Annotated in this window: 12 protein-coding genes; 8 read left to right on the top strand and 4 right to left on the bottom strand. The window is 71.4% G+C overall.

The window, feature by feature from the left end; all coding sequences use genetic code 11:
- Together EHS43_RS24660 and EHS43_RS24655 are read right to left on the bottom strand one after the other, a co-directional pair.
- Positions 1 to 299: SRPBCC family protein (locus tag EHS43_RS24660; protein ID WP_185806386.1), on the bottom strand; the 299-nt coding region annotated here is incomplete at its 3' end.
- A 47-nt stretch (positions 300 to 346) separates the two neighbouring features.
- Entirely contained in the window at positions 347 to 1381 is a 1035-nt protein-coding gene (locus tag EHS43_RS24655) for a medium chain dehydrogenase/reductase family protein (protein ID WP_125192945.1), read from the bottom strand.
- Between the two features lie 91 nt (positions 1382 to 1472).
- On the opposite strand from EHS43_RS24655, the gene EHS43_RS24650 reads away from it, so the two are divergent.
- The 5 genes from EHS43_RS24650 to EHS43_RS24630 all read left to right on the top strand — a co-directional run bounded on the left by EHS43_RS24650 (position 1473) and on the right by EHS43_RS24630 (position 5514).
- Positions 1473 to 2141, top strand: coding sequence for a TetR/AcrR family transcriptional regulator (locus tag EHS43_RS24650; RefSeq protein WP_125192944.1), 669 nt, complete (start codon positions 1473 to 1475; stop codon positions 2139 to 2141).
- Positions 2142 to 2511: 370 nt separating this feature from the next.
- Positions 2512 to 2715 (top strand): cold-shock protein, encoded by a 204-nt coding sequence (locus tag EHS43_RS24645; RefSeq protein ID WP_004986771.1) that lies wholly within the window; start codon positions 2512 to 2514, stop codon positions 2713 to 2715.
- Between the two features lie 176 nt (positions 2716 to 2891).
- Complete coding sequence (locus tag EHS43_RS24640; protein WP_125192943.1) at positions 2892 to 4364, top strand: DEAD/DEAH box helicase; 1473 nt, start codon at positions 2892 to 2894, stop codon at positions 4362 to 4364.
- 52 nt (positions 4365 to 4416) lie between these two features.
- Entirely contained in the window at positions 4417 to 4665 is a 249-nt protein-coding gene (locus EHS43_RS24635) for a CBS domain-containing protein (RefSeq protein ID WP_125192942.1), read from the top strand.
- A 498-nt stretch (positions 4666 to 5163) separates the two neighbouring features.
- Positions 5164 to 5514 (top strand): MerR family transcriptional regulator, encoded by a 351-nt coding sequence (locus tag EHS43_RS24630; protein ID WP_125192941.1) that lies wholly within the window; start codon positions 5164 to 5166, stop codon positions 5512 to 5514.
- Positions 5515 to 5579: 65 nt separating this feature from the next.
- Here EHS43_RS24630 and EHS43_RS24625 read toward each other — a convergent pair whose 3' ends face one another.
- On the bottom strand, positions 5580 to 6317 hold the full coding sequence (locus tag EHS43_RS24625; protein ID WP_125192940.1) for a DUF4232 domain-containing protein: 738 nt from the start codon (positions 6315 to 6317) through the stop codon (positions 5580 to 5582).
- Between the two features lie 188 nt (positions 6318 to 6505).
- Between EHS43_RS24625 and EHS43_RS24620 the strand changes: the two genes are divergently transcribed.
- Positions 6506 to 7810: a helix-turn-helix transcriptional regulator gene (locus tag EHS43_RS24620; RefSeq protein WP_125192939.1), complete on the top strand. Its 1305-nt coding sequence runs from the start codon at positions 6506 to 6508 to the stop codon at positions 7808 to 7810.
- A gap of 19 nt (positions 7811 to 7829) precedes the next feature.
- Here EHS43_RS24620 and EHS43_RS24615 read toward each other — a convergent pair whose 3' ends face one another.
- The gene (locus EHS43_RS24615) at positions 7830 to 9149 is read right to left on the bottom strand and encodes a phosphatase PAP2 family protein (RefSeq protein ID WP_125192938.1); all 1320 of its coding nucleotides are present in this window, start codon (positions 9147 to 9149) and stop codon (positions 7830 to 7832) included.
- Between the two features lie 761 nt (positions 9150 to 9910).
- On the opposite strand from EHS43_RS24615, the gene EHS43_RS24610 reads away from it, so the two are divergent.
- The gene (locus EHS43_RS24610; protein ID WP_007383480.1) at positions 9911 to 10114 is read left to right on the top strand and encodes a cold-shock protein; all 204 of its coding nucleotides are present in this window, start codon (positions 9911 to 9913) and stop codon (positions 10112 to 10114) included.
- A 204-nt stretch (positions 10115 to 10318) separates the two neighbouring features.
- Positions 10319 to 11648: DEAD/DEAH box helicase (locus EHS43_RS24605; protein ID WP_148104087.1), on the top strand; the 1330-nt coding region annotated here is incomplete at its 3' end.

Below are 11648 nucleotides of genomic sequence, written 5' to 3'. Positions count from 1 at the left end.
CACCGGAACCGCGAGCCCTTGCGCAGCGGCCCGGGGTCGAGACGCTCGGCCGTCAGGACCGGGGGCTGCCAGGACGGCCAGCGGACGACGTCGGTCTGGAGTTTCCACACGGTGTGCAGCGGCGCCTTGATGACGACGTCGGACTCGTAGCGGATCCGGGCGTCCGCGTCGACGCCGAGTCCTCCGCAGCGGGAGGGTGCGTCATGGGTGGCCGCCTGTGCGACCGGGACGGTGCCGGCGAGAACGCCGGCGAGGGTGAGCGAGACCGCGAGCACGCGGGGCCGGAAGCTTCTGGACATGGTGTTCCTCTCGGTTGTCGAGGTGGGTCCGGGTCTGCGCCTGCGGGTCAGGGGTTGAGGACGACCTTGCCGGTGACGGTGCCGGACTCGGCCAGCCGCAGGGCCTCGGCGGCGCGGGCGAGCGGCAGCCGGGCGGCGATGTGGGCGGTGACCTCGCCGCGCTGGAAGGCGGCGAAGACCTGGGTGAGGTCGGCGCGCAGGCGGGCCCGGAAGCGGTTCCTGGCCAGGGCGCGCCCGGCCCACACGTTGAAGAAGAAGGCGCGGCGGCGGTTGGGCAGCGCGTTCCACAGCCACACCCGGCCGAGCAGCTTCAGCACGGGCCACTGCTTGGAGCCCTCGGCGTCGCGGGTGGCGGCGCTGCCGTACGAGACGAGGGTGCCGCCGGGGGCGAGGAGGCGCCAGGAGTCGACGATGCCGCGGCCGCCGACGTGGTCGAAGACGGCGTGGACGCCCTCGCTCGGGGCGAGTGCGCGGATCCGTGCGGCGAGACCGTCGGCGCGGTAGTCGACGGGGACGACCCCCTTCTCCCGCAGGGCCTCGTGGTGGCGCGGGGAGGCCGTACCGATCACGTGGGCGCCGGCGGCCAGGGCGAGCTGGACCAGGACCGAGCCGACGCCGCCGTTGGCGCCGTGCACGACGACGGTCCGGCCGGCCCGGACACGGGCCTTGCGGTGCAGCATCTGCCAGGCGGTGATGCCGTTGACGACGAGGGTCTCGGCCTCCGCGGCGCCGATCCCGTCGGGCACCGGCACCAGGTCGGCGGCGTCGACGAGCACATGGCTGGCCCAGCCGCCGACCTTGACCAGGGCGGCGACGCGGGTGCCGGCCAGCTGCGGGTCGACGCCCTCGCCGGTCGTCAGCACCGTGCCGACGAGGTCGTAGCCGGGGACGAAGGGGAACGGCGGCTGGTCGTAGTAGCGGCCGCGCCGCATCTGCTGCTCGGCGAAGGAGACGCCGGTCGCCTCCATGCGGATCACGGCCTGGCCGGGGCCCGCGGCGGGGACCGCGCCGTGCCGGATCTGGAGCCCCTCGGGCTCGACCTCGCCCGGCAGGACGACCTCGACGAGTCCTTCGGCGTTCATGACGACCTCCACGTAGATGGCTTCGCGTTCGTTAGAAGTTATAACTGCACGGGATCGGAAGTGTCAATAACTTCAGTGATAGCCTCTAACCATGGTGAATCCGGAAGCGAAGACCCCGCGCGAGCGCTACCGCGCCCAGGTGCGTACGGAGATCAAGGCGCACGCGTGGGAGCAGATCGCCACGGCGGGCGCGTCGGCGCTCTCCCTCAACGCGATCGCCAAGCGGCTCGGCATGAGCGGACCCGCCCTGTACCGGTACTACGCGGGCCGCGACGAGCTGATCACCGAACTCGTCAGGGACGCGTACCGCAGCCTCGCCGACACCTTCCGCGCCGCCGCCTCCCGGCCCGGCGCCGACGTGACCGCGCTGGCGGCCGCCCTGCGGACCTGGGCCCTGGAGGATCCCCAGCGCTACTTCCTCGTCTACGGCACCCCCGTCCCCGGCTATCACGCGCCGGACGACATCACCGCGATCGCCTCCGAGGTCATGGCGACACTCCTGGACGCCTTCGCCGGACAGCCGTCGAGCGGCCCGGCGGCACCGTTCGCCGCGCACCTCGAAGAGCACCGGGACTGGGCGGGCGGCCACCCCGCCTCCGCCGCGACCCTCCACCGGGCCCTGACCTTCTGGACCCGGCTGCACGGCACCCTGTCCCTGGAGCTCGCCGGCCACTTCACCGGAATGGGATTCGACCCGGCGCTCCTGTACGCCGCCGAACTGGAGGAACTGACCGGCACGACGGACGGCGACGAGATGTGATGTTCGTCGTGATCGCGGAATTCCGGGGCGTTCGCCGCACTGCCGTCCACCGACTCCGGTGACGGCCGCTCATCACCCGTCACCGGAGGTCACAGGGGTGCGGGCGGGCCGCGCGGGAGGTAGGCCGCATCCCGGGGACGGCAATATCTGTGCCCGCCGAATGAGATATAGGAACGGGGCCCGGGAAGTATTCCCCGAACACCGGACCGGCCCGAAATCATCGCCCGTGCAGGGCCGATCGCACCGTGCTACTGTCGATCTCAGTTGCAGGTGTGGTTGCCACAAGGTTTATTTCCGACGGGTTAATCAGCACGGCGACACGGAATTCACGCAGGGTGAATTCCGAAACCGCCTCCGAAGGAGATATGACATGGCTACTGGCACCGTGAAGTGGTTCAACGCGGAAAAGGGCTTCGGCTTCATCGAGCAGGACGGCGGCGGCGCCGACGTCTTCGCCCACTACTCCAACATCGCCGCCCAGGGCTTCCGTGAGCTGCTGGAAGGTCAGAAGGTGTCGTTCGACATCGCGCAGGGCCAGAAGGGCCCGACGGCCGAGAACATCGTTCCCGCCTGACACCGGCACCGCCGCGCATACTTTCGCAGCTGGGGCCCGCACCTAGGGGTGCGGGCCCCAGCTCGCGGTTTTTCAGGCGCATCCCACATCGCCTCCGGCCCGTTCTCGCGATTCTCAGCGCCGCCCATCGGCTGCGGGAATTCCTTGATACGTGCCGCATCAAGGAAGGTTTCGCAATGAATCGCACACGCTCCAATCCCACCCGAGGCCGTTCCGGCGGTTCGCACCGCGGTACGAGGACGTACGGAAATCGGCAGAGCGCACCGGCCGAGTTCGCGCCGCCCAGGACGATCACGCCCGCGCTGCCCGCGGTCGAGAACTTCGCCGACCTCGACATGCCCGGCCGGCTCCTTGCCACCCTGGGCCACGAAGGCGTGACCGTGCCGTTCCCGATCCAGGCGGCGACCCTGCCGAACTCCCTGGCCGGACGGGACGTCCTCGGCCGCGGCCGCACCGGCTCGGGCAAGACCCTCGCCTTCGGCCTCGCCACCCTGGCCCGTACGGCGGGACGCCGTGCCGAGCCGCGGCAGCCGCTCGCCCTGGTCCTCGTCCCCACCCGTGAGCTCGCCCAGCAGGTCACCGACGCGCTCACCCCCTACGCCCGCTCCGTGAACCTGCGACTGGCCACCGTCGTCGGCGGCATGTCCATCGGCCGCCAGGCCGGTGCGCTGCGCACCGGGTCCGAGGTCGTCGTCGCGACGCCCGGGCGGCTCAAGGACCTCATCGACCGCGGTGACTGCCGGCTCGACGAGGTGGCCGTCACCGTCCTGGACGAGGCCGACCAGATGGCCGACATGGGCTTCATGCCCCAGGTCACCGCGCTGCTCGACCAGGTACGCCCCGACGGGCAGCGGATGCTGTTCTCGGCCACCCTGGACCGCAACGTCGACCGCCTGGTGCGCACCTACCTGCACGACCCCGTCGTGCACTCGGTCGACCCCTCCGCCGGAGCGGTCACCACGATGGAGCACCACGTCCTGCACGTGCTCGACACGGACAAGCACCGCACCACCACCGAGATCGCGGCCCGCGACGGCCGGGTGATCATGTTCCTGGACACCAAGCACGCGGTGGACCGGCTGACCAAGCACCTGCTGAACAGCGGCGTCCGGGCCGCGGCCCTGCACGGCGGCAAGTCCCAGCCGCAGCGCACCCGCACCCTTGCCCAGTTCAAGACCGGGCACGTGACCGTGCTGGTGGCGACCAACGTGGCGGCGCGCGGGATCCACGTCGACAACCTCGACCTGGTCGTCAACGTCGATCCGCCCACCGACCACAAGGACTACCTGCACCGCGGCGGCCGTACCGCCCGTGCCGGCGAGTCCGGCAGCGTCGTCACCCTGGTGACCCCCGGCCAGCGGCGCGGCATGAGCCGGCTGATGGCCTCGGCGGGCATCACGCCCCACATCGCCCAGGTGCGTTCGGGCGAGGCGGAGCTGAGCCGCATCACCGGGGCGCAGGCCCCCTCCGGCATCCCGGTCGTCATCACCGCCCCGCAGGCGGAACGTCCCCGCCGCTCGGCCTCCTCGTCCTCGTCCCCGTCCCGGGGCCGACGTGGGCGCCGGGGCCCGGCGGGTCAGGGCCGCCCCGCGGGCGAGGCGGCACGCCGCGGCACGCCGAGGCGGACCGGGTTCGGCTCCGCCGCCTAGGACAGCCTGTCCGACCGGCCCACGCACCCACCCCTTTCAGCAGGAGGCACCCATGACGCCGACCCGGACGCAGCACGCGGTCCTCGACCGGCCGGGGTCCGGACCCCGGGTCAGTGACGACATGACGGTCGAGGTGGCCCTGTCCCTCATGGCCGGCGCCCGCGTCGACCACCTCGTCCTGTGCGACGGGGACGAGCAGCACACGGGCCTGGTCACCCTGGCCGGGCTCACCGTCCTGCGGGACAGCGCCTGCTACACGGACCGGCTCCGACTGCGGGACGTCCTCGGCCTCGCCGGCTGATTCCTCCGAAGCCCGAAGGGGCCCTGCCGACGCGCGTCGGCAGGGCCCCTTCGTCGTCTGCCCATGGAGTTCTCCAGGCACGGATCCCTGCGTCCCTCGAACACCAAAATCTCCTCTTGTCAGAGTAGACATTGGCCCCTGATCCGGTTACTGTTCTTCTCGTAGACATGGTCAGACAAGACCCGGCAGACACGAACTGGCGGGAAGCAGTACCGCAGTACCCGTTCACAGGTAATCGGTTCAGAGCAAGGACGGAGGAGCAGACGCCATCAGGATCGCCCGGCCCGATGCATTCGGCCCGGGTACCGCAAGACCCCGGATTGGATGGTGGTCCCCGGTCACGCAGCCGCGATCCCCGCACCCCGCCCGTCACCGGGCCGGGCAGCGGAAACAGAAGGTCGGCACAGCATGAGGGCCGACAGATGGTGTTGAATTCCCTTCGGGGCCCTGGTGCCGCACGGCATCAGGGCCCCTCGACGCGTTGCACAACGAGGTGACATGGCAGCAGATAATCCACTCGGCGATCGCCTGGACGACGACGACTACCCGGCATACACGATGGGCCGGGCCGCGGAGATGCTCGGTACCACCCCGGGCTTCCTCCGGGCCATCGGCGAGGCCCGACTGATCACTCCGCTGCGCTCGGAGGGCGGACACCGGCGGTACTCCCGCTACCAGCTGCGGATCGCCGCCCGCGCCCGTGAACTCGTCGACCGGGGCACTCCGATCGAGGCTGCCTGCCGCATCGTCATCCTCGAGGACCAGCTGGAAGAAGCACAGCGCATCAACGCCGAGTACCGCCGCGCCGCGAACGCCGCGGGCGACAACGCCGGCTCCCGCGCCGGCTGACCCCGCGAAGGCGGGGCCGACGGAGCGGGCGCCGGCTCACTCCGGCCCCCGGTCCCGGCTGCGTGTCACCAGCTGACGGCGTCGTCCATCGACTGCTGCCAGTACGTGACCTTGAGCGAGTCGTCGACGTGGACGCCCTTCGCGGGCAGCGGCGGGTGGGCGGCCGTGCCGGTGCTCCCGGTGCCGGAGCGGCCCTGGAAGTACACGGTCAGGGACGTGGCGGTGTAGCCGTTCCCGGCGCTGCCGTCGGTGGCGGACAGGTTGACCGAGGCGTAGCCGGACTCGCCCGGCGCGAGGGTGACGACCGCCTGCGGCTGCGAGGCCTCGATGACCGGGGGCACCGCCTGGGCCTCGCCGAAGCGGACGGCCGGGTAGCCGTACAGGTAGCAGGTCTTGCTGCCGGTGTTGGTCACCGTGAGCAGCATGTGGTTGACCGGGCGGGTCAGCGGGGCCGCGACCGTCCTCGTGGTGGAACCCTCGCAGGTGACCGGCCTGGCAGCGGAGCCCGGGGCCTTCGACACGCGGGTGGGCGACGCGGCCGTCATGGCACCACCCGCGGAGCCGGAACCGGAGGAGCCCGCGGAACCCTTGGAACCCGTCGAGGACGACTGGTCCGTGCCGGCCGAGGGGGCCGGGGAGGGGGAGTCCGCGGCCGGAGAAGAGGCCGCGGAGGAAGGACTCGTGGAGGCCGCGCGGCCCTCGTCCTGGGCGCCCGTCCCGTCGTTGCACGCGGTCAGTGAAAGGGCGGCGAGGACGGTGGTCGCGGCGGCGGCGACGAGACGGGCGCGGGAGGTGTTGGACATGCTGCTGTGCCCCTTCGGAGTTCGGGTGGCGGTGGTGATTGGATGACCGAAGCTTGTGAGGTGATCCGTCCCAACCGCCACGCCCTGCGGCCAGTTGGGGACACTGGAACGCCGAAATGGGCTCTGACCAGGGGGAACACGCTGACCCTGGAATGCGTGACCGGGACGCGTGGGGTTGAGGGGAACGGGTGTCAGGGGCAACGGGGACCGAGCGGACGCAGGAGTTCGCGCAGCTGCTGCGGGAGCTCAAGGACCGGTCGGGGCTGAGCTACGGCACGCTCGCCAAGCGTCTGCACATGAGCACGTCGACGCTGCACCGCTACTGCAACGGCACCGCCGTGCCGGTCGAGTACGCCCCGGTGGAGCGCCTCGCGCGGGTCTGCCGGGCCACCCCGCAGGAGCTGGTGGAGCTGCACCGGCACTGGATCCTGGCGGACGCGGAACGGGGTCGCAGGCCGGACCGGCCAGCGGCCGGGGACCCGGTGCCGGGGGCCGACACCGGGACCGACACCGCCGCCGCAGCCGGCACCGACTCCGGCACCGGTGAGGTCGAGGGCGGCCCGTCCCGTCCCCCCTCCCCCTGGTTCCGCCGTCGCCGTACCGCGCTGATCGCCTCCGTCGCGGTGGTCGCCGCGCTGGGTGCCGCCGCGTACGTCCTGCGTCCGGTGCTCGTCCGGGCCGGGGACACCACCGTCCCGGCCTCCACCGGCACCCTGGGCACCGGTGTCGCCGGGCAGCCCTCCACCGCCCCGTCCGCCGGGGGGAGCACACACCGGCCGTCCGCGTCCGCCACCGGCTCCCCGACCACGACCGCCCGTACCGGCGGCGGCGACGCCTCGGACGCCGGCGGCAGGCAGGACGCCGGGCGGTCCACCGGCGGCGGTGCAGGCGACGCCGTCCCGCTCGCGGTCGGCGTCCGCCCCTACGTCTACGACAGTCCGTGCAGCCAGCACTTCCTCGTCGACAGCGAACCCGAGCAGGTCGGCCCGCCGGCGACCGAGCAGGACGCGCGGCGCTGGGCCGGCGCGTACGGGGCGGTCTCCTCGGGCGAGCAGCGGATCGCGCTCACCGTCCAGGGCACCGGCGAGGAGACCGTCGTCCTGAACGCCCTGCACGTCCGCTTCCTCACCAAGGGCGCGCCGCTCGCCTGGAACGACTACTCGATGGGCGTCGGCTGCGGAGGCGGGGTCGGCACCAAGTCGTTCGACATCGACCTCGACAACGGCAGCCCCACGGTCACCGTGAAGAACGGCCAGCGCGACTTCCCGTACAAGGTCAGCGAGTCCGACCCGGAGGTCTTCTACATCAACGCCCGCACCACGGCGCACGACGTCCGCTGGGACCTCAGCCTGGACTGGTCCAGCGGCGGCCGCAGCGGCACCGTGCACATCGACGACGCCGGCAGCCCGTTCCGCACCAGCGCGGACGTGGGCCGCCCGGGCTACGACTACCCGCTGGGCGGCAGCGAGTGGATCGAGCGGGTGGGCGGCTGATCCGGGCCGTGGCCGCGGTTCACAGCAGTTCGGGTTGGGGCTGCGGGGAGGGTGTCGGCGCGGTCGCCGGCTGCCGGCCGCCCTCGGTCCGCAGATAGCCGTAGATCACCGAGCCCATCGCCAGCAGGAGCAGCGGGCCGGCCAGCCAGGGGTACTCGGCCATCGTCACCGGCAGGAAGCGGTACGAGACGAGGAGCGCGACGAAGACGGTCGCGCCGTAGGCGGTGAGCCGCAGGCCGGAGCGGTCCCAGCCGCGGTCGTAGGAGCGCAGTCCCGCCTCGATGGTGAGGGTGAACACCACACCGGCGACGAGGTCCACGCCGTAGTGGTAGCCGAAGCCCAGCGTGGCGCAGAGGGTGGCGATCAGCCAGAAGGTGCCCCCGTACCGCAGGAGACGGGGGCCCGAGCGGGAGTGGATGAAGATCGCGACTGCCCAGGCGGTGTGCAGGCTGGGCATGCAGTTGCGGGGGGTGATCCCGTCGAACGGTATGGAGTGCGGGGCGGATATCGGGGGCGGTGTCGTCGGCCACAGGTTCGCCACCGCCCAGTGCCCGTCGCTGGGTATCTGCGGCGACCACAGGGCTATCGACGCCCAGTGGTCGGTGCCGGTGCCGTAGGCGAAGACCGGTCCGACCACTGGGAAGATCATGTAGATGGCCGGTCCGAGGAGCCCTATCAGCAGGAAGGTGCGCACGAGGTGGTGGCGCGGGAAGCGGCGCTCGGCAGCGACGTTGCGCAGCTGGTACAGCGCGACGAGCACCGCGGCCACCGCGAGCTGGCCGTAGATGGTGTCGAGGAAGTTGAAGCCGACCGCCCCGGTGGCCGTGACCAGCCGGCCCATGATCCACGAGGGGTTGCCCAGGGCGTGGTCGGCGTTGGCCAGGTACGGGTCGAGGACCAGGTGGCGGCTCTTGGCGGTGATGAGGAGCCAGGTGTCGCCGGTCTTGCGGCCGGCCACCAGGAGCAGGCCCAGCCCGACGCCCTTCAGCAGCAGGACGCGTTCCGGGCCGGTGCGGCGGGTGAGGGCGACGATCGCGCAGGCCACGAGCACCCACAGCGCGCCGTTGCCGAAGGGGTGGCCGTGGGTCACCTCGATGTCGAACAGCCACCGGAACAGGACGAGGGCCAGGTCGATGCCGATCGCGGCGCCGAGTGCGATGAACCGCTGCCGCCAGGTCAGCACCACCATCATCAGCGCCAGGCCCGCGTACAGCAGGGGACCCGACTTGGGCGGGTGCACGAACTCCCGCAGCTGGGTGGTGAGCGGCCCGGTCAGGCCGTAGTGGCGTGCCACGCACTCCATCGCCACGAAGAACCCGAGGGCCACGACGGCCGCCACGGCCCAGAGTCTCGCCCGCGAACGAATCTGCGGTGGCATATCCATCAATTTCAGCCAGTTTCACTAGATGCTCGTCAAGGAACCGCCCGCCCAACTGGGTTAGAGGGAAGGATCGCGGTGCGGGTTCCTGTGTCCCCCCTGAGAGGCCCTTTCACCGAAAATGCAGGGTATGACATGGGGCCGGTAATCGAACACCGTCCTGCGCGGGCCCGATCGGAAGGCCGGGCGGCCGGGCGGTTCGGCAGTTCCGCGGGGTCACCACGGGACCGGGGTGTCGTACGGGTCGATCGGCGCCGCGTGTCGGCACGTGTGGTGGATCACGGCCCGCCGCGGGGGCGCTTCCGGGGCACGCCGAGGGGACGCGGAAGTCTGATGTCACGGCGACAGATTTACGTGCGCACCTGCGTGAGGTTGGGACCGTCCCGGCGGGCGCGGGCCTCGACTTCCCCGGACCGGCGCACCCCGCGGAGGCGGCACGAACGAGGAGACACGCCACTCTCCGGACGAATAACTGTCACCGCCGCGACAGAATCGCGTGCAGGGCGCCGCGAAGTTTTCGGCCCGGCCACCACCAGAATGCGGGTCGCCGTAGATCCGGCCACCTACCGTGTGTTACCGTGATAAAAGTTGCAGTTTTGGTTTCCGGAGAATTTCGTTGAAGTTCGCCGGCGTCTTTCCGGGTCTTCCGGAGGGGAGTCCATCGCGGCGACTCGGGGTCCGTACAGTGCGGGTCCCGGCACTGCCCCCTAGGGAGATTCAATATGGCATCTGGCACCGTGAAGTGGTTCAACGCGGAAAAGGGCTTCGGCTTCATCGAGCAGGACGGCGGCGGCGCCGACGTGTTCGCGCACTACTCGAACATCGCCACCTCCGGCTTCCGCGAGCTTCAGGAAGGCCAGAAGGTTACCTTCGACGTCACGCAGGGCCAGAAGGGCCCGCAGGCCGAGAACATCGTTCCCGCCTGACGCTGACGCGTATCTTCACGGCTGGGGCCCGCACTCTTGGGGTGCGGGCCCTGTCCCATTGCTCTGAAGAATCCGATTGTCTCGAACAATCTTATTTTCTTCGTTTCTCCCCGGCTCTTTCTTGCGAATTCTCGTGCGGTTTCGCCGCGCCCCGGAGGAATTCCTCGACACGTGCCGCACGCATCGAGGAAGGGTTCCCCTCCCATGAACCGCACCCGCCGTACCGGGAACAACGGCAACACCGGCAACACCACGGCCCGCCCGCGCTCCCGCGGCGCGAGCCACCAGCGCTCCCGCCCGGCCGCCGCGCCCCGCGGTGAGTTCACCCTCCCCACCACCGTCACCGAGGCCCTGCCCGCGGTGGAGGCGTTCACCGACCTCGACCTGCCCGAGCGTCTGCAGGCCGCGCTCCTGGCCGAGGGTGTGACCACACCCTTCCCCATCCAGGCGGCGACCCTGCCGAACTCCCTGGCCGGACGTGACGTCCTCGGCCGCGGCCGCACCGGCTCGGGCAAGACGCTCGCCTTCGGCCTGCCGCTCCTGGCCCGGCTGGACGGACAGCGCGCCGAGCCCCGGCACCCGCTCGCCCTGGTCCTCGTCCCCACCCGCGAGCTCGCCCAGCAGGTCACCGACGCGCTCACCCCCTACGCGCGAGCGCTGCGCCTGCGCGCGGCCACCGTCGTCGGCGGCATGTCCATCGGCCGCCAGGCCTCCGCGCTGCGGGCCGGCGCCGAGGTCCTCGTAGCGACGCCCGGCCGGCTCAAGGACCTCATCGAGCGCGGCGACTGCAGCCTGAGCCAGGTCACCATGACCGTGCTCGACGAGGCCGACCAGATGACCGACATGGGCTTCATGCCCCAGGTCACCGCCCTGCTCGACCAGGTGCGCCCCGACGGCCAGCGGATGTTGTTCTCGGCCACGCTCGACCGCAACATCGACCGGCTGGTGCGCACCTACCTGCACGACCCGGTGGTGCACTCGGTCGACCCGTCCGCGGGCACCGTCACCACCATGGACCACCACCTGCTGCACGTCCGGGACGACGACAAGCACGCCACCGCCACCGAGATCGCGGCCCGCGACGGCCGCGTGATCATGTTCCTGGACACCAAGCACGCGGCGGAGCGCCTCGCCAAGCACCTGCTGTCGGTGGGCGTGCGGGCCTCGGCGCTGCACGGCGGCAAGTCCCAGCCGCAGCGCACCCGCACCCTCGGCCAGTTCAAGGACGGCCAGGTGACCGTCCTGGTGGCCACCAACGTGGCGGCCCGCGGCATCCACGTCGACGACGTCGACCTCGTCGTCAACTTCGACCCGCCCGCGGACCACAAGGACTACCTGCACCGCGGCGGCCGTACCGCCCGCGCCGGCGAGTCCGGCACCGTGGTCACCCTGGTCCTGCCGCACCAGCGGCGCTCGGTGGACCGTCTGATGTCCGAAGCCGGCGTCACCGCGCGGACCACCCGGGTCCGCCCGGGCGAGGCCGAGCTGAACCGCATCACCGGCGCCCGCACCCCCTCCGGCGTGCCCGTCACCC

It is taken from the genome of Streptomyces sp. RP5T (assembly GCF_003933965.1).
Classification (GTDB): Bacteria; Actinomycetota; Actinomycetes; order Streptomycetales; family Streptomycetaceae; genus Streptomyces.
The sequence above is the reverse complement of the archived record's forward strand: the minus strand, read 5'-3'. Positions and strand labels throughout refer to the sequence as shown.